Origin of the sequence: Martinezella hainanensis (assembly GCF_900094555.1) — a bacterium.
GTDB lineage: Bacteria > Pseudomonadota > Alphaproteobacteria > Rhizobiales > Rhizobiaceae > Rhizobium > Rhizobium hainanense.
Genome location: NZ_FMAC01000016.1, coordinates 45,727 through 64,932 on the forward strand (window position 1 = coordinate 45,727; position 19,206 = coordinate 64,932).

Annotated in this window: 21 protein-coding genes; 13 read left to right on the plus strand and 8 right to left on the minus strand. The window is 61.3% G+C overall.

Going from position 1 to position 19,206, the window contains the following annotated elements:
* The first annotated feature begins 182 nt into the window (after positions 1 to 182).
* Positions 183 to 1,364: an MFS transporter gene (locus GA0061100_RS30720; RefSeq protein WP_075856705.1), complete on the plus strand. Its 1,182-nt coding sequence runs from the start codon at positions 183 to 185 to the stop codon at positions 1,362 to 1,364.
* A gap of 116 nt (positions 1,365 to 1,480) precedes the next feature.
* A complete protein-coding gene (locus GA0061100_RS30725; RefSeq protein WP_075856647.1) occupies positions 1,481 to 2,542 on the plus strand; it encodes a M14 family zinc carboxypeptidase in 1,062 nt (353 codons plus the stop codon).
* Positions 2,543 to 2,547: 5 nt separating this feature from the next.
* Here the strand turns inward: GA0061100_RS30725 and GA0061100_RS30730 are convergent, their stop codons facing one another.
* Positions 2,548 to 2,763, minus strand: coding sequence for a hypothetical protein (locus GA0061100_RS30730; RefSeq protein WP_075856648.1), 216 nt, complete (start codon positions 2,761 to 2,763; stop codon positions 2,548 to 2,550).
* A 70-nt stretch (positions 2,764 to 2,833) separates the two neighbouring features.
* A complete protein-coding gene (locus GA0061100_RS30735) occupies positions 2,834 to 3,355 on the minus strand; it encodes a MarR family winged helix-turn-helix transcriptional regulator (RefSeq protein ID WP_075856649.1) in 522 nt (173 codons plus the stop codon).
* Positions 3,356 to 3,508: 153 nt separating this feature from the next.
* On the opposite strand from GA0061100_RS30735, the gene GA0061100_RS30740 reads away from it, so the two are divergent.
* The 3 genes from GA0061100_RS30740 to GA0061100_RS30750 all read left to right on the plus strand — a co-directional run bounded on the left by GA0061100_RS30740 (position 3,509) and on the right by GA0061100_RS30750 (position 5,695).
* On the plus strand, positions 3,509 to 3,865 hold the full coding sequence (locus GA0061100_RS30740; RefSeq protein ID WP_075856706.1) for an ArsC family reductase: 357 nt from the start codon (positions 3,509 to 3,511) through the stop codon (positions 3,863 to 3,865).
* Between the two features lie 9 nt (positions 3,866 to 3,874).
* On the plus strand, positions 3,875 to 4,348 hold the full coding sequence (ybaK, locus tag GA0061100_RS30745; RefSeq protein ID WP_075856650.1) for a Cys-tRNA(Pro) deacylase: 474 nt from the start codon (positions 3,875 to 3,877) through the stop codon (positions 4,346 to 4,348).
* A 93-nt stretch (positions 4,349 to 4,441) separates the two neighbouring features.
* Complete coding sequence (locus GA0061100_RS30750) at positions 4,442 to 5,695, plus strand: aminopeptidase (protein ID WP_075856651.1); 1,254 nt, start codon at positions 4,442 to 4,444, stop codon at positions 5,693 to 5,695.
* Between the two features lie 73 nt (positions 5,696 to 5,768).
* On the opposite strand, the gene GA0061100_RS30755 is transcribed toward GA0061100_RS30750, so the two are convergent.
* Complete coding sequence (locus tag GA0061100_RS30755; protein WP_075856652.1) at positions 5,769 to 6,359, minus strand: NAD(P)H-dependent oxidoreductase; 591 nt, start codon at positions 6,357 to 6,359, stop codon at positions 5,769 to 5,771.
* Entirely contained in the window at positions 6,359 to 7,975 is a 1,617-nt protein-coding gene (xseA, locus tag GA0061100_RS30760; RefSeq protein WP_075856653.1) for an exodeoxyribonuclease VII large subunit, read from the minus strand. The genes GA0061100_RS30755 and xseA overlap by 1 nt, the downstream gene beginning before the upstream one ends.
* A gap of 237 nt (positions 7,976 to 8,212) precedes the next feature.
* On the opposite strand from xseA, the gene GA0061100_RS30765 reads away from it, so the two are divergent.
* The gene (locus tag GA0061100_RS30765; protein WP_075856654.1) at positions 8,213 to 8,440 is read left to right on the plus strand and encodes a homogentisate export protein; all 228 of its coding nucleotides are present in this window, start codon (positions 8,213 to 8,215) and stop codon (positions 8,438 to 8,440) included.
* 99 nt (positions 8,441 to 8,539) lie between these two features.
* Here GA0061100_RS30765 and GA0061100_RS30770 read toward each other — a convergent pair whose 3' ends face one another.
* Positions 8,540 to 10,372 carry a hypothetical protein gene (locus tag GA0061100_RS30770; RefSeq protein ID WP_075856707.1) on the minus strand — a complete coding sequence of 611 codons (1,833 nt, stop codon included), beginning with the start codon at positions 10,370 to 10,372 and terminating at the stop codon, positions 8,540 to 8,542.
* Positions 10,373 to 10,611: 239 nt separating this feature from the next.
* Here GA0061100_RS30770 and GA0061100_RS30775 point away from each other — a divergent pair, with 239 nt between their 5' ends.
* Positions 10,612 to 11,625, plus strand: a complete 1,014-nt coding sequence (locus GA0061100_RS30775; protein ID WP_075856655.1) for a glycosyltransferase — start codon at positions 10,612 to 10,614, stop codon at positions 11,623 to 11,625.
* Complete coding sequence (locus tag GA0061100_RS30780; protein ID WP_075856656.1) at positions 11,622 to 12,008, plus strand: GtrA family protein; 387 nt, start codon at positions 11,622 to 11,624, stop codon at positions 12,006 to 12,008. The genes GA0061100_RS30775 and GA0061100_RS30780 overlap by 4 nt, the downstream gene beginning before the upstream one ends.
* 8 nt (positions 12,009 to 12,016) lie before the next feature.
* Here GA0061100_RS30780 and GA0061100_RS30785 read toward each other — a convergent pair whose 3' ends face one another.
* Entirely contained in the window at positions 12,017 to 13,003 is a 987-nt protein-coding gene (locus GA0061100_RS30785; RefSeq protein ID WP_075856657.1) for a Gfo/Idh/MocA family protein, read from the minus strand.
* A gap of 317 nt (positions 13,004 to 13,320) precedes the next feature.
* Here GA0061100_RS30785 and GA0061100_RS30790 point away from each other — a divergent pair, with 317 nt between their 5' ends.
* The 4 genes from GA0061100_RS30790 to GA0061100_RS30805 all read left to right on the plus strand — a co-directional run bounded on the left by GA0061100_RS30790 (position 13,321) and on the right by GA0061100_RS30805 (position 16,399).
* A complete protein-coding gene (locus tag GA0061100_RS30790; RefSeq protein ID WP_075856658.1) occupies positions 13,321 to 13,890 on the plus strand; it encodes an isochorismatase family protein in 570 nt (189 codons plus the stop codon).
* Positions 13,887 to 14,885: a GlxA family transcriptional regulator gene (locus tag GA0061100_RS30795; RefSeq protein ID WP_075856659.1), complete on the plus strand. Its 999-nt coding sequence runs from the start codon at positions 13,887 to 13,889 to the stop codon at positions 14,883 to 14,885. Before GA0061100_RS30790 ends, GA0061100_RS30795 begins: the two co-directional genes overlap by 4 nt.
* Before the next feature lie 105 nt (positions 14,886 to 14,990).
* Positions 14,991 to 15,941: an aldo/keto reductase gene (locus GA0061100_RS30800; RefSeq protein WP_075856660.1), complete on the plus strand. Its 951-nt coding sequence runs from the start codon at positions 14,991 to 14,993 to the stop codon at positions 15,939 to 15,941.
* Between the two features lie 14 nt (positions 15,942 to 15,955).
* Positions 15,956 to 16,399, plus strand: coding sequence for a GNAT family N-acetyltransferase (locus GA0061100_RS30805; protein ID WP_075856661.1), 444 nt, complete (start codon positions 15,956 to 15,958; stop codon positions 16,397 to 16,399).
* On the opposite strand, the gene GA0061100_RS30810 is transcribed toward GA0061100_RS30805, so the two are convergent.
* Positions 16,392 to 17,006, minus strand: a complete 615-nt coding sequence (locus GA0061100_RS30810) for a hypothetical protein (protein ID WP_075856662.1) — start codon at positions 17,004 to 17,006, stop codon at positions 16,392 to 16,394. The two genes, GA0061100_RS30805 and GA0061100_RS30810, sit on opposite strands and share 8 nt — an antisense overlap.
* 114 nt (positions 17,007 to 17,120) lie before the next feature.
* A complete protein-coding gene (locus GA0061100_RS30815) occupies positions 17,121 to 18,014 on the minus strand; it encodes a LysR family transcriptional regulator (protein WP_075856663.1) in 894 nt (297 codons plus the stop codon).
* 130 nt (positions 18,015 to 18,144) lie between these two features.
* On the opposite strand from GA0061100_RS30815, the gene GA0061100_RS30820 reads away from it, so the two are divergent.
* Positions 18,145 to 19,140, plus strand: coding sequence for an aldo/keto reductase (locus tag GA0061100_RS30820; RefSeq protein WP_075856664.1), 996 nt, complete (start codon positions 18,145 to 18,147; stop codon positions 19,138 to 19,140).
* Positions 19,141 to 19,206 lie beyond the last annotated feature (66 nt).

Consider the following 19,206-nt stretch of genomic DNA (forward strand, 5'->3'; position numbering starts at 1 on the left):
CCCGTCAATCGCTTTTGCTGCAAGGCAGCAATTCGTTGACCATGCCTGCCCTTGCCTGATACCCGTTGTCTGTGGCGACGCACGGCCATCCGGCCGCCGCCGTCATGGCTATCCGATACGAACCCCGATCCCTCGTGGCAAACAGCATGGACACCGTTGCCGGTGCCCGCAGGCGATATCCCGTGAACACTGTTTCTCAGACCATCCGGTCCACCTCGACCCTATCCCTCGTCTCAATCGTCGCGCTGACATTCTTCGGCTACATCGCCATCGGTCTTCCACTCGCAGTTCTGCCGACGTATGTCGACAGCAGCTTGGGTTTCGGCGTCGTCTGGGCAGGCATCGCCGTCAGCACGCAATATGTGACGACCATCGTCAGCCGCGCACATGTCGGCCGGCTCTGCGATCAATATGGACCGCGCCGCTCGGTCTTTCTCGGCTTCCTTGCCTATGGCCTGTCTGGCGCATTGACGATCGCCTCCACATTTACGGTCAACGTCCCGGCGGCAAGCCTTGCGCTCCTGCTTGCAGGCCGGTTGGCGCTCGGCATCGGCGAAAGCTGGGTGAGCACGGCGGCGATTACCTGGGCGATCGGGCTGATGGGATCACGCGAGACCGTCCGCATCATCTCCTGGAACGGCATCGCCACCTATGGCGGCATCGCGCTTGCCGCCCCCTTCGGCGCCTGGCTACAGGGGCAATACGGTTTCTTCGCCATCGGCGTCGTCACCATCATCCTTGCGGTTGCCGGCTTCATGCTGGCGCAAACGCGCCCGCCGGTGCCTGGCGTGAAGGAAAAGGGCATTGGCACCGGCCAGGTGCTGAGCCGCGTCGCGCCTTTCGGCATCGCGCTTGCCCTTGCCTCCAGCGGTTTCGGCGTCGTCATGGCCTTCGTGGCGCTGTTCTTCCACAGCCGCGGCTGGGATGGCGCCTCGTTCGCCCTGAGTGCTTTCGGCCTTGCCTTCATGGGCGTGCGCCTGGGTCTTGCCCAGGCAGTCGCGCGCTTCGGCGGCCTGCCTCTGGTGCGCATCTCGCTCGTCGTCGAGATCATCGGCCTGGCAGCCCTTGCCTTTGCGCCCTCCCCGACCGTTGCCATTATCGGCGCGGCTCTGGCCGGTGCCGGCTTCGCGCCCGTCTTCCCGGCACTCGGCAACGAGGCCATGGAGCGCATCCCTCCGCAGAACCGCGGCGTCGCGCTCGGGCTCTATTCGATCTTTCTCGATGTATCGCTCGGCTCGACCGGCCCGATCGCCGGCCTGTTTGCCGATCATCTCGGCTATGCCGCGCCCTTCTCCTTCGGCGTCGGCGCAGTGCTGCTCAGCCTTATCCTGAGCTTCTGCCTGCGCAGGAACCGCAGCCGCTAGACGCAAGTTAAGCTGCACTTCCCATTCCAGCTGCCGTCGATAGACGACAAATAGTTGCGGCCTGCGGTCAAGGCTTGATAAGGATCTCCGATGATCACACAGCAGGAGGCCCGCCCATGAACGTCACCGAAATCGTCATCGAAGGCGACACTCCGGGGATCGCCTGGCGGCTGCCCATCCTGCATTTTGCCGGCACCAAGGCCGATGCACCGAAAATCTATATCCAGGCCGCATTGCACGCCGGCGAGCTGCCGGGAACAGCGCTCGTCCATTTCCTCTGCGAGAGGTTGCGGCAGGCCGAGGCGGAGGGCAGGATCCTCAGCGATATCGTCGTCGTGCCACACGCCAATCCGATCGGTGCAGCGCAATCGCACTTCGGCGAGATGCAAGGTCGCTTCGACCTGGGGTCGCGCACCAATTTCAACCGCGACTTCCCGCTGATCTCGCTGCGCGATCGCGAGCTGCTGATCGAGAACCTCGATCGCTATCCGGCCGTCGACCGGCTGAAGCGCCAGCTGATCCATATGGCGCTCGGCGCCGATCTGGTGATCGACCTTCATTGCGATGACGAATCCTTGCAATATGCCTATATCGACGAGGCCTTCTGGCCCGAGGCGGCGGACCTTGCCGCGGCACTCAAGATGGATGCCGTACTACTTTCCGATGGCGAAAGCTCGGCCTTTGAAGAGGCTGTCAGTTTCGCCTGGAAATATGAAGTGCCGGGAGAAAAGAAAGCAAAGCTGCCGGGCAAGCTTTCGGTCACGGTGGAATTGCGCGGTACCCGCGATGTTTACCCCGAAATGGCAAAGGAAGATGCCGCAGGACTTTGGCGCTTCCTCGCCGCGCGTGGCGCGGTGCAGGACGACAGCGTCGCGCCAGGCGGCTTTAGCGGACCGGCCGTGCCGCTCGACAATATCGAGATGATCCGTGCGCCACAGGCGGGCACCGTGCTCTTCCATCGCAATATCGGTGAACGCGTTGCGGAAGGCGATCTGCTGGCGACGATCATCACCTCTCCCGGTATGGCGGATGGGACCATCGATGTCCGCGCGCCGCAGGCAGGCCTCATCGTCACTCGTGTCTCCGACCGGCTGGTACGCAGGCGTGGCGACCTGATGAAGATCGGCTCCGATAGGCCGAGTTCCGTTACCCGCAAGCCCGGCACGCTGGAAGATTGATCTGCCTAGCGGCGATCGATGACCCGGCAGCGGATGATGAAGGCGATTGCGGCCGCCTCTTGGAGAAGCATACCAATGCGATGAAGATGATGCTGCACGCCAGCAAGTGCGGCACGTCCTTTACCCCTTAGCCGGGCAAGAATTGAACGATTTCCCATGGCGATCATGCCTCTGATCGAGTCGATGCAGGCAAGGTTCAAAGCATCGATAACGCCAGCCATCGACACTATCTTTGATATATGTATGCAGTGTGCATATATATTGATGCAATGTCAAGAGAGTGCTGAGGCACTAGATCATGAAGGCAATGGGGCAGCGATCCTGGTCGCAAACACCCTGATCGCAAACGCGACAGACCACATCCTGATCGTCGCCAAGGTCGACCAATGCCGGCAGCAGCTTCTCCACCAGGCGGCCGAACTGCTCCTTCTCTTCAGCTTCCAGCGCTGCGAAAGCTCGATGAATGATGGCTCGGCGGGCACCAAGGCTTTTGTCAAAGAGCGCGCGCCCCCTTTCCGTCAGCTGCAGTGAGCGAGCGCGCCTGTCGCCCTCGACACCACCGGCACGCAGCACGAGATCGGATGCCACCAACTGGTCGACGAGGCGCACGGTGGCCGAATGGGAGAGCGCGATCATTCGACGCAAGGTCTCGATCGTCAGGCGAGGCTCGGTGCCGATTTGAACGATGGCAGCGATCGCGCTCGGGCCGAGACCGGTTTCATCCGTGAAAGCCTTTTCCATCTTGTCCACCAGAGCAAGGCTCATGGCGCCGAAAAGATTCTCCAGCCGCAATATTTCCTTGTCCGTCGCCATGCTCCACCTGCGCCATAAATATGCACACTGCATATTTACAGGATGATAGGTGGCAACTGCAACGGATGAGAGAACCGCTTGGCCCCACGATCGGCTTTCATCCGCCTTTATTCGCATGGTATGCGCTATCGGACAGCAAGAGACGGATTCGACATGACGATCACCATTTACGGCATCAAGAACTGCGACACGATGAAGAAGGCGCGCACCTGGCTCGAGGGCCACGGCATCGCCTATGATTTCCACGACTACAAGGCCGCTGGCATCGACCGGGATCACCTGGAGCGCTGGACGAAGGAAGCCGGCTGGGAAGTGGTGCTCAACCGTGCCGGCACCACCTTCAAGGCCTTGCCGGAAGAGGACAAGGCCGATCTGTCGAACGACAAGGCCATCACGCTGATGCTGGCGCAGCCTTCGATGATCAAGCGCCCGGTGCTGGAGGCAGACGGTAAGTTGCTGATCGGATTCAAGCCCGACATTTATGCGGCCGCATTCGGCAAGGCCGCCTAGAGACAAGCCATGTCAAAAACCACCCGCGCCACTCAAGTGCTGACCCAGGCGAAGGTTGCCTTCACGGTGCACACCTATGACTACGATCCGAATGCAGAGCGGGTCGGCCTGCAGGCGGCAGAGGCGCTTGGCGAAGAGCCGCATCGCGTACTGAAGACGCTGATGGCCGAGGTGGACGGCAAGCCGGTCTGCGCCGTCGTGCCCTCCGACCACGAAGTCAGCATGAAGAAGCTCGCCGCAGCCTTCGGCGGCAAGTCTGCCGCCATGATGAAGCCCGTCGATGCCGAGCGCCTGACGGGATACCATATCGGCGGCATCAGCCCCTTCGGCCAGAAGAAGATCGTGCCGACGGCGATCGAGGCGCAGGCGATGACCGAAGCCTATGTGTATATCAACGGCGGCCAGCGCGGATTGCAGGTGCGGCTGAGCCCGCAGGATGCGTTGACCGCGCTCAAGGCCAAGGCCGCGCCGCTGATTGCCTGACCATCTGCAAGATCGGACAAAGCGCCTTCAATTTCGCCGCAAACCGGTCTAAGTCTTCAGACCATCTTCGATATAAGCCAAGCAGGTTTTGCCATGACATCAGCCTCCCCCAACCATCATCCCGTCGATCATGCCAAGCTGGAAAAGCTTGCGGAAGTGGCCGTAAAGGTCGGGTTGCAGCTGCAGGCCGGACAGGATCTGCTGATGACGGCGCCGGTTGCGGCGATGCCGCTGGTGCGGCTGATCACGCGCGAGGCCTATAAGGCCGGTGCCGGCCTCGTCTCCACCTTCTATGCGGACGAGGAAACGACGCTTGCCCGCTACGAATACGGTCACGATGCGAGCTTCGACCGCGCGGCGACATGGCTCTACGAGGGCATGGCCAAGGCCTTCTCCAACAATACGGCGCGCCTCGCCATTGCCGGCGACAACCCGATGCTGCTCTCCAACCAGGACCCGAACAAGGTGGCCCGCGCCAACCGCGCCAATTCGGCCGCCTACAAGCCGGCGCTCGAAAAGATCTCGAATTTCGACACCAACTGGAACATCGTCTCCTATCCGAACCCTTCCTGGGCAAAGCTGGTCTTCCCGAACGATCCGGAAGCGATCGCCGTCGCCAAGCTCGCCAAGGCGATCTTTTCCGCCTCGCGCGTCGATGTCGAAGATCCGATCGCGGCCTGGGCAGAGCACAATGCCAATCTGCACAAGCGTTCGGCCTGGATGAACGGCCAGCGCTTCTCCGCCCTGCATTTCCAGGGACCCGGCACTGATCTGACGGTCGGCCTCGCGGACGGCCATGAATGGCATGGCGGCGCTTCCACCGCCAAGAACGGCATCACCTGCAACCCGAACATCCCGACGGAAGAGGTCTTCACCACGCCGCATGCGCTGCGCGTCGAAGGTCACGTCTCCTCGACGAAGCCGCTGTCGCATCAGGGCACGCTGATCGACAATATCCGGGTGCGCTTCGAAGGCGGCCGGATCGTCGAGGCCAAGGCAACGCGCGGCGAGGAAGTGCTGAACAAGGTGCTGGACACCGACGAAGGCGCCCGCCGGCTCGGCGAAGTGGCGCTGGTGCCGCATTCCTCGCCGATTTCGGCAAGCGGCATCCTGTTCTACAACACGCTCTTCGACGAAAACGCCTCCTGCCACATCGCGCTCGGCCAGTGCTATTCCAAGTGCTTCATCGACGGCGCCAAGCTCAGCCAGGAACAGATCAAGGCGCAGGGTGGCAACTCCAGCCTGATCCACATCGACTGGATGATCGGCTCCGACAAGGTCGATATCGACGGCATCAATGCCGATGGCTCGCGCGTGCCTGTCATGCGCAAGGGCGAGTGGGCTTAACAAGGTCCACGCATTCGAATGCGATCGTGCCGCGGTATCCTTGCCGCGGCATATTTTTGGCTCGACCGTGAGATCAGATCGTCGCCAGCGCTCGGCTGATGCGTTCGAGATGCGCCTTGCGTCCTGCATCAGTGACGCGGTCCATGTCATGCAGCGCCAGCATGCGAAAATTCAGCCGCTTGGCGCAGAAGGCGGCGATGCCGCGCTTCAACAGGCGCCTCACCGGATTGCCCATGTAGAGATGCACGATCCACCAGGGCGAGCCGGTCGTCGTCAGTGCCCAGAACAGGCGGATATTGGTGAGCTTCGGCACGATGCGGCCGCCGGCCGGATCATGGGTGAAAGCGACGCCGGGCGCAAAGGCGCGATCGAAGAAGCCCTTGAGGATGGCCGGAAAATTGAACCACCATTGCGGAAAGACCAGGATCAACCCTTCTGCCGCTCGGAGCCGCACGACTATGTCGTCGACGCCCGACGTATCATAGGGCTGATCGAAATAGCCTCGCCGCTCCGTTTCCGAAAGACTGGGATTGAAGCCTTCGCGATAGAGATCGAGCAGATCAACCTGGTGGCCGCCGGCAACGAGCGTCTCCCGCGCCAGCTTCGCGACGGCGGCGGCGAAGCTGTCTTCCAGGGGATGGGCCAGCACCAGCAGGATGCGCATCAGAACAGGCTTCCCTGCTTCGGCGGAGCGGCAGGTTCTACCGGTTTGGTTGCCCGCTTCTTCGCAGGCATAGCGCTTGATGCCGTGGATGAAGACGATGGTGGGGTAGCATCGTCGCCAGTGACGGCACTGACGCGGCCGTCCGCGAACTCGATCGATATGGCCGCCCCCGTCGAAAGTGCTGCCGCCAGCGAAACCGGGCGGTCGTCCTCATCACGCACCACGGCGTAACCGCGCTTCAGGACGTTCTTGTAGGAGAGCGACTGCAGGATACGCTCCTGCGCGACCAGTTCGCTGCGGGCACGTGTCAGCTGATGACGGATGGCCGTATCGGCGTGGCGGACGAGATTGCCGAGGCGATCGCGAGCCCTCCCCGTCTGCGCTTCGAGGCGCGAGGGCAGCGTGGCGAAAACGGCATCGGCGCGCTCAATACGGGCACGCGACCGGTCGAGCATGCGCTCGATGGTCCGCTCGGCACGGGTCATTCGCTCGGTCAGCTGCTGGCGGCGCTCGGCGATCCGGTTCGACAGGATATCTGGCCTCAGCTGTGAGGCCGTGCGCTCGAAGGAACGACGCTTGTTCAACGTGTTCAGCTCCAAGCCGCGGCCGAGACCGGCGGCCGCTTCATCGAAGCGGCGGCGCGGCAGTGCGAGAATCTGGTCGAGCGACGGCAAGGCGCGCAGCAGCGCACGCACCGCCTGTCGTCGCTGATCCATCTGCCTGCCGACGCCGCCCTGCAACCGGGCGGTAAGGCTTGCGAGCTGCGCCTCAAGTTCCGCCTTGACCGGCACGGCCATTTCCGCCGCCCCGGTCGGCGTCGGCGCGCGCACGTCGGCGGCATAATCGATCAAGGTCCAGTCGGTCTCGTGGCCGACGGCCGAGATCAGCGGGATCTCGCTTGCGGCTGCGGCGCGAACGACGGCTTCGTCGTTAAAACTCCAGAGATCCTCGAGGCTGCCGCCGCCGCGGGCGACGATCAGCACGTCGGGGCGCGGGATCGAGCCGCCTCGCTCAAACTCGTTGAAGCCGCGGATGGCGTTCGCCACCTCGTCGCCGGAGCCCTCTCCCTGCACCTTCACCGGCCAGACTAGCACATGCACGGGGAAACGATCGGAAATACGGTGCAGAATATCGCGGATAACGGCGCCCGTCGGCGAGGTGACGACGCCGATCACTTTCGGCATGAAGGGAAGCCGGCGCTTGCGCTCGGGATCGAAAAGGCCTTCGGCGCCGAGCTTGCGCTTGCGCTCCTCCAGCAGCGCCATCAGAGCGCCGGCGCCGGCGGGCTCCAGACTCTCGATGACGATCTGATATTTCGACGAACCTGGGAAGGTCGTCACCTTGCCGGTCGCAATGACTTCCATCCCCTCCTCGGGGCGGAATTTCAGCTTGGAGAACGTACCTTTCCAGATCACCGCGTCGATGCGGGAGCGGTCGTCCTTCAGCGAGAAATAGGCATGGCCCGAGGAATGCGGCCCGCGATAGCCGGAGATTTCCCCGCGCACGCGCACCTGATCGAACGCGTTCTCGACCGTGCGTTTGATCGATCCCGACAATTCCGAGACGGAGTATTCCGTCAGGTTCGACGGCGAATCATTCTCAAAAAAGCTGCTCATGTCCTCTTTCTAGCCGATGTCGCGGAAAATGCGGAGCCTTGTCATACCCCTTAAGTCTGAATCGATCGAAGGCGAGGATTGTGCGCATATTTGAGGGACAGCAGCGATTATTGCATGTCCCATAAAGAGCGTGGAGCTTATCACTTCATCAAACGTTAACCCTGCTGACAAAGCCTTTCTTAGCCATCGATGCGTAAACCTGTGCAAACTGATTCTTGGTAAAGAGGATATGGAGCGATGATATTCGCGACCGCCACGATCATCGGAATTGCCGCCGGCCTGCAGCGCACGACGATCGGCGCGCTGCTCGGCGTGGCGCTGGTGAGCATCGCCTTCATGGCAGCGGTAGCAATGTCTGTCACGCCGCCGCCCTTGATGATGCTGTTCATCGCACTTGGCGGCTATAATCTTGGCTTCATCGGCTATCTCATCACCGCCGATGTGATGGAACAACGCCGCGCTTAAAGGCAACCTCGGGAAGTGTTTAGCGGTTTCCCGACTGGAATTGCGTGACGCGGAGCGGTTTAGAGAATCCGGGAAGAGCTGAGACGCTCCAGCTCGATTCTATGGCTTGAAGCGGAAGAACTGCACATCCGATGGCGTTGATGCCGCAATGGGTTCCAGATAGACGGGTACACGCCCGGCGCTTAGCTGCGCATAAAACCCCTTGGGTGCCCGTTCGCTCATGATTTCCACCTGCGGATCATCCTTGCAGAAAGCGACAATCGTCACCTTTGCCTCACGCAGAAGCACCTCAGCCTGCTTCGGCTCCGCAAGGCCGATATGCAGCTCGGCCAGCATCCCATCGGGATCGCGATGATAGGGGCCGGAGAGGGTGCGGTGCGGCGTGAAGCGCAAAATCGGCGCTCCCATGTTTGAGGCCGCCGCGACGACCCCTGGCTCAAGACCCGCGATCGGTGCCAAGGCCTCTTTTGAGGCGCAATTGGCAGCCTCCTCCGCCTTGGCGGGCGTCGCGACCGCAAAGCCGTTCACGATGCCCTTGCTCGCAAGCGCACCGCCCACGGCCCAAACAGCCGGAACGGAAGCCAATATCGTCACTGCATAAAGCAGAACGGAACGAAGATTTCTGGTATCGGCCATATAGGTTTTTCGCAGCTCGGCGATCACCAATGCCAATGGCGGTATGGCCAGGAGATTGGCAAATTCTGCGCCGCGCACCTGCACGAGCGTAATCACCCAATTGATCGCGATCAGAGCCATCAGCATTGCATGGAGGCTCGCGCGATTGCCCCGCAGGATACGAGCGGCGCAAATGAGCATCGCCAGGAGACCCGTCGCATAGAAGGCACCGAGCGTATCGGGCTGCCGATGGGCCACGGAGATGATCGACTGTGCCTCGGTCACCCTGCTGAGCCAGAGATCCACCAGCATGGGGTCCAGATCGGCAAGCGGATTGCGCAGGCATTGCGGCGCAAGCGCGACGGTCGTCGCAAAGACGAAAGCGCCGTTGACCGCGAGAATTGCAATACGCCAAGGCCTGGAGAGACGGCTGGCAAAGAGAGATGACAGGAGAAGCCCGACGCAGCCGGCGCTGGTGATGCCGTAAAAACCCAGCGAGAGATTGTCGCAGGTGACCATGGAATAGAAGCGCGGCGGCACCAGCGAAAGGAAGGCGGCGCTGACGGCAACCGTCAGCGTCAGGGCAAAGGCTTTCGCGGCAGGTGCGAAGACCTCGCCTTTCCAGGCCCACAAACAGGCAACCGACATGCAGACGACGGCGACGAAAGGCGTCGTCTCCGCGCCGATACCGAGCTGGATGGCAAGCGCAACGGCGGCGATCGCAAAGTTACTGGGCTTGTAGCTTTCATCGACCAGCATAGCGATGGCAAGGGCAACGAGGCCAAGCTGAACATTATCGTGATCGATGGATCCCGGCACGAAACGCGGCGAAAGCAGCACGAAGAATGCAGTCAGGATCAGTGAAAAGTGCATGCCTTGCGGACCGGCGATGCGCCTGCCGGCGAGACCCATGAAGAACATCAACGGCAGGATGAGCAGCAGCGGCCAGACGGTCAGTGCCGCCGCCTCGGCGCCTTCGGCTGAAAAGAACGTCCGGAAGAAGAGGATGAGGCTTGCAATCGGCAGATCGATGAAGCGCGACCAATGCATCAGCGTGCCGCCATCGAGGCCGAGGCGGTACTGCATCATGTCGAACCAGCCCTGGCCGGCGAGAAAATCGCGCACTTCGACAAGACGCATGGCGTCGTCATTATCCGGGCCGACGTAGTCCGTGAGATTACGATGAATGACGAGCTGCGCGACGATGACGACGACGGTATAGACGAGCGCTGCGAGGGCAGGATGAGACCAGCGCAGAGGCGCCTTCTTCTCTGCCGTTCCGGCTGCCTCGGGCGGCATTGCCAGCGTTTGCGCCATCTCGATAAACCCCATGTTGGAAGGATAGTCGGGGCGATACGCTAACGGCTGCCGATCAAAAAAAAGTAAAGCTCATGCCGGTTGCCGCTTTCATCACGATAATGTTTTTCGCGGCGCCGATATCCCGCCATTTTTATTTCGCAGCCATAGGGTCTTATTAACAGCCAACGGGATAAGCTCTCGTCCGGATCGTCAATCGGGCCTCAACTTGACTTCACGCGTAGCAACCGGCCAAGACCATGTGGAATGAGAAGCTGAACATCGCCGTCCTCCTGCCTTGCTACAACGAAGCCGCAACGATCGGCGAGGTCGTACGCGGCTTCCGCAAGGCGCTGCCGCAGGCCACGATCTACGTCTACGACAATAATTCGACCGACGGCACCGCGCTACATGCCATGCTCGCCGGCGCGAGCGTCGTGCGTGAGCGTCGGCAGGGCAAGGGACATGTGGTGCGCCGCATGTTCGCCGATATCGAAGCCGACATCTATCTGATGGCTGACGGCGACGGAACCTATGCGCCCGAGGACGGCGAAGAGCTGATCCGCACGCTGCTGACGGAAGGCTCCGACATGGTCGTCGGCACGCGCCGCAACGTCCAGAACGACGCCGGACGACAGGGCCATGCCTTCGGCAATCGCATCTTCAACTGGCTCTATCGCACCATCTTCGGCGCCGATTTCACCGATATCTTCTCCGGCTACCGCGCCTTCTCGCGCCGCTTCGTCAAGAGCTTTCCGGCCGTGTCGGGCGGCTTCGAGATCGAGACGGAAATGTCGGTCCATGCTTCCAGGCTGAAGCTGCCCGTCAGCGAACTGGAACTCGATTACGGACGGCGGCCCCAAGGTTCGCATTCAAAGCTTTCCACCTTCCGCGACGGTGGCAAGATCCTGTGGATGTTCGCGATGCTGATGAAGGAAACGCGGCCTTTCGCCTTCTTCGGCATCTTGAGCGCCATTGCCGTGGAGCTCAGCATCGGCTTCGGCATTCCGGTCCTTGTCGAATATTTCGAGACCGGGATGGTGACGCGCATGCCGACCTGGGTGCTTTCCGTGGCATTGACGATGATCGCTTTCATGCTGTTCACGGCCGGTATCATCCTCGATTCCGTGGCGCGCGCCCGCGCCGAACAATTGCGCATTCACTACATGAGCCTGCCCAAGCCGTCCTCGCGTGAAAACGGCGATGACAGGACGGTCTACGTGGCGGAAATCGAGAAGCCCGCAAGCCGGAAGAAAAGGGCCAAGGCCGCATGAAGAAGCTCTTTCGCTTCCTGATCGCCGGTAGCATCGGTTTCGTTGTCGATGCGGGCGTCCTGCATCTCTTGATATGGTTCACGCCCGTCGGCCCCTTTGTCGGGCGTGCTATCTCCATACCGAGCGCACTGCTTGCAACCTGGGTGCTCAACCGCAACTTCACCTTCGGCCGATCCAACCGTTCGCTTGCGGCAGAAGGCTTCCGCTATGGTTCGGTAGGGTTGACCTCGGCTCTGCTGAACTACGCCCTCTTCAGCTCGTTGCTGATGACCGAGCCGTTATTGCGGCCGATCATCGCGCTGACGCTTGCATCGGCGGCGGCGACTGCATTCAGCTTCTTCGGCTATTCACGCTTCGTCTTCCGCCACCGGCAAAATTCCTGAGAAAACGCTCAGACCGGCTCCCAGCCATCTTTCTCGCTGGCGCGGTAGATGGCATCGATGACCTTCTGGTTGAGCTTCGAGCTTTCCAGCGACACTATTTCTGCGCCCTCCCCAAGTGCGGCCGATGCGAAGGCCTCTGCCTCGCGCTTGTACTGGCGGCTGTCAGGGAAGCGGAAAATCTGGGATTCCGAATGGCCACGATTGGTCAGCTCCAGCTCTTCCGCGCCATAACGATCGGCATTGAAAGGCGATTTCACCTCGATGAAGCCTTCCGTGCCGTGGAAGACCATGACCTGGCGGTTGGCCATCTGCGTCGAGATATAGAAGGTCAGTTCGAAATCGCCGAAGTCTGCCTTCACGCTGGAATAGATGTCGGTACCGAATTCCGGGTCGCGTTCCGTCACTGCCTGAATGCGCAGGGGCTCGCGACCGGTGACGAAACGGGTACTGATCGTCGGGTAGACGCCGATGTCAGGCAGGCCGCCGCCGCCAAGCGCGGGAATATTGCGCATGTTGCCGGCATCGCGGTTGAAATAGGTGAAGGCGCCCTGGATGTGGCGCAGTCGGCCGATCGCGCCATCGGCGAGCAGCGAACGAACCTTCCGCCAGACCGGTGCATAGGTGACCATATAGGCTTCCGTCACCAGCACCTTGTTGCGATCGCGCGCGGCGATAAGGCTGTCGATCTCATCCGCCTCGAGCGCGATCGGCTTTTCGCACAGCACATGCTTGCCGGCATCGGCCGCCTTGATCGTCCATTCGACATGCTGCGAGGTCGGCAGGGGAATGTAGACGGCGTCGATCGTGTCAGAGGCGAGCATCTCTTCATAGGAGCCGAAAGCGTGCGGCACGGAGAAGCGATCCGCCATCTGCCGCGCACGGGCGAGATCACGGCTGGCAATGGCCGTTACAACGCAATTTTCCGCATCCTGAATGGCGGGCACCACCAGATCGCGGCCGATCTTCGCAGTCGACAGAATTCCGAAACGCAGCATGATCTCTCTCCTAAAGCATCATCCCGAAGCAGACGGCTGCATGGCGACGATCGCCACCCGGCTCTTCCGGCGGGATATTTTCTGAACACGGTGGGTAAAGCGAAACGAAGGCCGTTACGCTCTCGATGAAATCGACGCCAACCTTATTCGGCCCTTCCCAGAGGCGCAACGCCCGAGACAGCCAGTCTACGCAAACATGACGGCATGACGATCATCAAGCATGTCCGTATTTGTCCTCTTTCTGTCTGCCAGATGGCTTTTGAAGCTTTCAAGCGACGCCTAATCTCGGCTATCCTTCAAGCACAGGAGATACGAAAATGTCCCACGCGGATACCGCACTGCTCGTCATCGACGTACAGGAATCCTTTCGCCAGCGCCCCTATTGGCGAACGGACGACCTGCCTGCCTTCACAAACCGCCTGCAGGCGCTAATCGACGGCGCGAAGGCGAAGGGCATTCCCGTCGTCCAGATTTTCCATGTCGAGGACAGCGACGCGCATTTCAGCCTGAACAGCGGATTCGTGCGCAAGCTCGATGAAATCTCTCTCGAGGCCGATGCCGTGTTTCACAAGCGTCGCCACTCGGCGCTTGTCGGCTCCGGCCTCGATGTCTGGCTGGTGGCAAACGGCATCCGCAAGGTGATCGTTTCGGGCATTCGCACGGAGCAATGCTGCGAGACGACGACACGGCACGCCTCAGATCTGGGCTATGAAGTCGACTACGTCACCGAGGCGACGCTGACCTTTCCGATGACGCATGCCTCGGGAACCGTCTTCAGCGCCGAGGATATCAAGAGGCGCAGCGAACTGGTGTTGTCTGGCCGTTTCGCCCGCATCGCAACCGTCGAAGAAGCGCTTGCCGACGCATCGATCCGGAGTGCTGCATGACCCAAGGCGACCGGCGCGTTCATCGGCGGATCATTCCCGTTTACGTCCTCCTGCCGCCTTATACGCTGCTGATGGACGTGGCCGGGCCGGTGGAGGTGTTGCGCCGCGCCAATATCGAACAGGACGACGTCCTGTTCGACTATCAGTTTATCGCTGCCCAGCCATCGCAGACGACTTCGGTCGGGCTGACGCTTGCCGATCTCAGGCCGTTGCCGGATCACATTCCCGATGGCGCCTATGTCATCCTGTCCGGCAGCGTCACGCCGCCCGATAATGCCGAGGATATCGAGCCGGAGCTTGCCAAGCTTGCGACCTGGCTCCGAGGCGTAATCCATCCGGGCATCACCCTCGTCACCATCTGCTCGGGAGCGGTGCTCGCCGCCCGCGCCGGCCTGATGGACGGCTATGCCTGCACCACGCATGCCGCCTGCCTCGACGAGGTCAGGGAACATGCCCCGACGGCAAGGGTTCTCGACAACCGGCTCTATGTCGAGGATCGTGACCGCTATTCGAGCGCCGGCATCACCACGGGCACCGACCTGATGCTGCATCTCGCCTCCAGGCTGACATCGCCCATGACGGCGCTGACCATTGCCCGGCATATGGTCGTCTACATGCGGAGGACCGGCGCCGAACCGCAGCTCTCGCCCTGGCTCAGCGGCCGCAACCATGTACATCCCGCCATCCACCGGGTTCAGGATGCGATCATGGCCGATCCGGCCCATAGCTGGTCGCTCTCCGAACTTGCCGGCATCGGCGTGATGAGTGCGCGGCATATTTCCCGGCTGTTTCAGGAGCATGCCGGTCTGTCGGTCACGGCCTATGTCAATCTGATGCGCGTCACGCTGGCGCGCGACGTACTTGCCAATTCGCGGCTGGACATGGAGCGCGTCGCGGAAAAATCCGGCTTCGCTTCGCCCCGGCACATGCGGCGTGTCTGGTCGAAGTACAACACGCTGCCGCCGAGCCACTATCGGCGTTCGGCTGCCGAATAAAGAAATCGTTTGTGGCGTTCATCGCGAAAGGCCGCTAGCCTTGCCCTGTCCCTCCCCTCCGGCGTCCGTTCGCCGGTCTGCTCTCAAGTGATCTGGAGAAATATCATGGACATGCGCAAGCTTGGACGAACCGATCTGTCTGTCGCCCCCATCGTGTTCGGCGGCAACGTCTTCGGCTGGACGGCCGATGAGAAAACCTCCTACGCACTGCTCGACGCCTTCTTCGATGCCGGCTTCAACACGATCGATACGGCCGACGTCTATTCCCGCTGGGTTCCCGGAAACAAGGGCGGCGATTCCGAAGAGATCATCGGCAAATGGCTGAAGCAGGGCCGCGTTTCGCGCGACAAGGCCATTATCATCACCAAGGTCGGATCGGACATGGGTCCCGGCAAGAAGGGTCTCAAGGCCGACTATATCATCGAGGCGGCCGAGGCATCGCTGAAGCGGCTGCAGACCGACCATATCGATCTCTATCTCTCGCACTGGCCCGACCCCGAGACGCCGCATGAGGAATCGCTTGCTGCCTATGCCAGGCTGAAGGAACAGGGCAAGATCCGCCATGTCGGCTGTTCGAACCTCAGTGCAACGCAGCTCCAGGCGTCGTTGGATGCTGCCGAAAAGGCCGGGCTGCCGCGCTACGATGTGCTGCAGCCCGAATATAACCTCTACGCCCGTGACAGTTTCGAGGGACCGCTGGCAGATCTCTGCGTCAGGGAAGACATCGGCATCATCACCTATTTCAGCCTCGCCGCCGGCTTCCTGACCGGCAAGTATCGCACCAAGGCGGATACGGAAGGGCGCGCGAGAGAGAACCGGGTTGCCGCCTATCTCGACGACAAGGGCCTTCGCATCCTCGCAGCGCTCGACAAGGTCGCGGCCGAAACCGGCGCAAAGCTCGCCGAGATCGCGCTTGCCTGGCTGCTGCGCAAGCGCGGCGTCACCGCCCCGATCGCCAGCGCGACTAGCCTCAGCCAGCTCGACGCGCTAATCAATTCGGCGAAGCTTTCGCTTTCCGATGATGCCATGCGCCTGCTCGACGCAGCCGGTGAATAGATAGAGGCAGACCGATGACCGTGACAATCCGAGACGCCAGGCCCGAAGACGAAGCGCGCTGGCGTGCGCTTTGGGACGGATACCTGGCCTTCTACGGCGTCACCATCGCGCCCGACATCACCGATGCGACATGGCGCCGGGTCTTCGATCCGGCGTCGGCGATCTTCATGCGCGTGGCCGAAGTCGGTGGCGAGGTGAAGGGCTTCACGCTCTGCATCACGCATGAGGGCACCTGGGTGCGCGCGCCGGACTGCTATCTGGAAGACCTGTTCGTCGACGAATGCGCCCGAGGCCGTGGTGTCGGCCGGGCGCTGCTCGACGATCTCGTCGCGCTCTGCAAGAAGAACGGCTGGGCGCGTCTTTACTGGCACACCGAAGAAGGCAACGCGACCGCCCGCAAACTCTACGACACCTATGTCGAGAGCGACGGGCATATCCGCTATCGTGTCATTATCTGAGTTTCGGAAAGCCCTCATAGTGGGCGGAATGATCGCCCTCCCAGTTCGCCATGCCCGGCTTGGTCAGCATGCCGCGCGGGCTGACATAGCTTTGGATGGTCCGCATCGGTCGCTCGTGCCACTGGATGTTGAAGGCCCATAGTTTCGGGAAGAAGCAGAGCGACGCATAGGGCAGATGATCATGGATCCACCAGGCAAGCTTCTGCCAATCGCCCTCATGGCTGTGGTGATCGATCAGCCAGGGCACGACGATGCAGACGGCCGAGCCCATGCAGCCATCGAGATCGCGCATGTCCCAGATGTGATGCGCGGCGGTGTGCGGGTTGGTCGAGCAATTCAGCCCGTTCCTGTTGCCGAAGGCGTTGACCTCGGGCGAGCGGTAGCCCGAGCGGATATGTAGCCGGCCAAAGGTTGCCTCGAGCGGCTCCAGCAGTTCCTCGCAGAGCCTGCGTCCGGTCTCGATCGCCAAATCCGGATCTTCGGGAATGTTGGGAATGCGATAGAAATCAGCGATTTCCGAATGCAGGAAATCGCGAAAGAAGAAGTTCTTCGACAGCCTGACGCGGCCGAGCTCCTCAAGCCCCTTCATCGATCCCGGTTTTCTCATCGCTGCAATCCCTTCCTGAAACCATCCGATCAGTCGAGACGAGTTATGGCATTGCCGCCACCCGATTTCTGTCAGCAGTCGTGCATAGGTTCTTCGGACGCAATTCCGGGCGCTCTAGGGTCCGGTATATTTAAAGAAATCGATGAAGGCTCTGAGTGCCGGGCGCATCTGGCGGCGGCTTGGATAATAGATGCAGAAGCCCGGATAGGGTGGACACCAGTCCTCGAGCACGCGGATGAGCTTGCCCTCGGCCAGTTCCTGCTGCACGCGGATATCGAAAAGATAGGCAAGGCCGGCGCCATTGACGGCCGCCAACACCGCCAGTCGGTCCTCGATCACGATCAGGGGGCCATCGATCGCCACGATCAGCTCGCGGCCATCCTTCTCGAACTCCCAGCGATAGAGCGAACCATCGGTAAATCGCCGTTTGATGCAGCGATGATGAACGAGATCGCGCGGATGCAGAGGCTTTGGATACTTCTCGAAATAGGCCGGAGAGCCGGCAATCACGGTGCGGATGTCGGGGCAGACCTTCACCGCGATCATATCGCCCTCGATACTCTCCTCCAGCCGGATGCCGGCGTCATAGCCGTCCTTGACAATATCGCTGAAGCCATCCTCGTTGGCGATCTCCAGCGTGATATCGGGATAGGTATTGAGGAAATCGCCGATGCGCGGCGCCATCAGCAGATCGGAGGCAAAGCGCGGTGCGGTGATGCGCAGCGTGCCCGCCGGGCGGCCTCGGGTCGCAAGCGTATCCTCCAGCGCGATGTCGATTTCCTCGAGAGCCGGCGCCAGCCTTTGAAGCAATGCCTGCCCTTCCTCGGTCGGCAGCACGCTGCGCGTGGTGCGGGCGAGCAGCCGCACGCCGAGGCTTTCCTCGAGGCTGGAGACAGCGTGGCTGACCGCTGACGGTGCGATCGACAATTCCTTGCCGGCAGCGCGGAAGCTGCGATGGGCGGCGACGGCGGCGAATACCGCAAGTTGGGAGAGCTGCGTTCTGTTCATTGATCTAAATTATAGAACAGCTCATTAGGATTTGCATGGATTTTCATTCATTATCCGGAATCCTAACTTGAGCGTGTAGGCAGCAGGCATCGACCACTGCCGCTCCCATACATCGCAAGAGGAACACACCATGAAAACCCGCAGGCTTGGTAAGGATCTCACCGTTTCCGCCGTTGGGCTCGGCTGCATGGGCATGAGCTTTGCCTATGGCGCCGCCGACGAAGCCGAATCCGTCAAGACGCTCCATCGTGCCGTCGATCTCGGCGTCACCTTTTTCGACACCGCCGAAACCTATGGCCCCTTCACCAACGAGGAGCTGCTCGGCCGCGTCCTGAAGCCCGTTCGCGACCGCGTGGTCATCGCCACCAAATTCGGCTTCAAGCTCGATCACACGAAATCAGGCCCGGCCGCGATGATCGGCGTCGACAGCCGGCCCGAACATGTCAGGCAAGTCGCTGAGGCTTCATTGAAGCGGCTCGGCACCGATGTCATCGACCTCTTCTATCAGCATCGCGTCGATCCGAACGTGCCGATCGAAGACACGGTCGGCGCCATGGCGGAGCTGGTGAAAGAGGGCAAGGTGCGGGCGCTCGGCTTGTCCGAAGCCGGCTCCGCCACCATCCGCCGCGCCCATGCGGTGCATCCGATCGCTGCTTTGCAGAGCGAATATTCGCTCTGGAGCCGCGACCCGGAAGAAGATGTGCTCGCCACTTGCCGCGAACTCGGCATCGGCTTCGTGCCCTACAGCCCGCTCGGCCGCGGCTTCCTGACCGGCGCGATCCACAAGACGGACGACCTTGCCGCCGATGATTTCCGCCGCTCACTGCCGCGCTTCCAGAGCGAGAATTTCGATGCCAACGCGGCGCTTGTCGCAAGACTTCAGGCTCTGGCCGAAGAAAAGGGCGTCACGGCGGCACAACTGGCGCTCGCATGGGTGCTGCACCAGGGCGAGGATATCGTGCCGATCCCGGGCGCACGCAAGCTGCATCATCTCGAGCAGAATTCGTCGGCTGCCGATATCGTGCTGTCGCCGAAGGAAGTGAAGGAACTCAGCGACATTATCACGCCCGAAACGGTTGCCGGCAAACGGTATACGGATGCCTCTCTGGCCATGACGAATATATGACAAATGGGCTGCCTTTCCTGCCCAGGCGAAGACACCGGCCATCAGGGCCGGTGTCATTCTGGGACT

Excerpts from the sequence above, each read along its gene's own strand:
- GA0061100_RS30785 (WP_075856657.1), bottom strand. The coding sequence starts at position 13,003 with ATGCTGCGTTTCGGAATTCTGTCGACTGCGAAGATCGGCCGCGATCTG.
- GA0061100_RS30805 (WP_075856661.1), top strand. The coding sequence starts at position 15,956 with ATGACCGTGACAATCCGAGACGCCAGGCCCGAAGACGAAGCGCGCTGG.
- GA0061100_RS30740 (WP_075856706.1), top strand. The coding sequence starts at position 3,509 with ATGACGATCACCATTTACGGCATCAAGAACTGCGACACGATGAAGAAG.
- GA0061100_RS30780 (WP_075856656.1), top strand. The coding sequence starts at position 11,622 with ATGAAGAAGCTCTTTCGCTTCCTGATCGCCGGTAGCATCGGTTTCGTT.
- GA0061100_RS30775 (WP_075856655.1), top strand. The coding sequence starts at position 10,612 with ATGTGGAATGAGAAGCTGAACATCGCCGTCCTCCTGCCTTGCTACAAC.
- xseA (WP_075856653.1), bottom strand. The coding sequence starts at position 7,975 with ATGAGCAGCTTTTTTGAGAATGATTCGCCGTCGAACCTGACGGAATAC.
- GA0061100_RS30815 (WP_075856663.1), bottom strand. The coding sequence starts at position 18,014 with ATGAACAGAACGCAGCTCTCCCAACTTGCGGTATTCGCCGCCGTCGCC.
- GA0061100_RS30800 (WP_075856660.1), top strand. The coding sequence starts at position 14,991 with ATGGACATGCGCAAGCTTGGACGAACCGATCTGTCTGTCGCCCCCATC.
- GA0061100_RS30795 (WP_075856659.1), top strand. The coding sequence starts at position 13,887 with ATGACCCAAGGCGACCGGCGCGTTCATCGGCGGATCATTCCCGTTTAC.
- GA0061100_RS30755 (WP_075856652.1), bottom strand. The coding sequence starts at position 6,359 with ATGCGCATCCTGCTGGTGCTGGCCCATCCCCTGGAAGACAGCTTCGCC.
- GA0061100_RS30765 (WP_075856654.1), top strand. The coding sequence starts at position 8,213 with ATGATATTCGCGACCGCCACGATCATCGGAATTGCCGCCGGCCTGCAG.
- GA0061100_RS30770 (WP_075856707.1), bottom strand. The coding sequence starts at position 10,372 with ATGGCGCAAACGCTGGCAATGCCGCCCGAGGCAGCCGGAACGGCAGAG.
- GA0061100_RS30810 (WP_075856662.1), bottom strand. The coding sequence starts at position 17,006 with ATGAGAAAACCGGGATCGATGAAGGGGCTTGAGGAGCTCGGCCGCGTC.
- GA0061100_RS30725 (WP_075856647.1), top strand. The coding sequence starts at position 1,481 with ATGAACGTCACCGAAATCGTCATCGAAGGCGACACTCCGGGGATCGCC.
- GA0061100_RS30820 (WP_075856664.1), top strand. The coding sequence starts at position 18,145 with ATGAAAACCCGCAGGCTTGGTAAGGATCTCACCGTTTCCGCCGTTGGG.
- GA0061100_RS30750 (WP_075856651.1), top strand. The coding sequence starts at position 4,442 with ATGACATCAGCCTCCCCCAACCATCATCCCGTCGATCATGCCAAGCTG.
- ybaK (WP_075856650.1), top strand. The coding sequence starts at position 3,875 with ATGTCAAAAACCACCCGCGCCACTCAAGTGCTGACCCAGGCGAAGGTT.
- GA0061100_RS30790 (WP_075856658.1), top strand. The coding sequence starts at position 13,321 with ATGTCCCACGCGGATACCGCACTGCTCGTCATCGACGTACAGGAATCC.
- GA0061100_RS30730 (WP_075856648.1), bottom strand. The coding sequence starts at position 2,763 with ATGGCTGGCGTTATCGATGCTTTGAACCTTGCCTGCATCGACTCGATC.
- GA0061100_RS30735 (WP_075856649.1), bottom strand. The coding sequence starts at position 3,355 with ATGGCGACGGACAAGGAAATATTGCGGCTGGAGAATCTTTTCGGCGCC.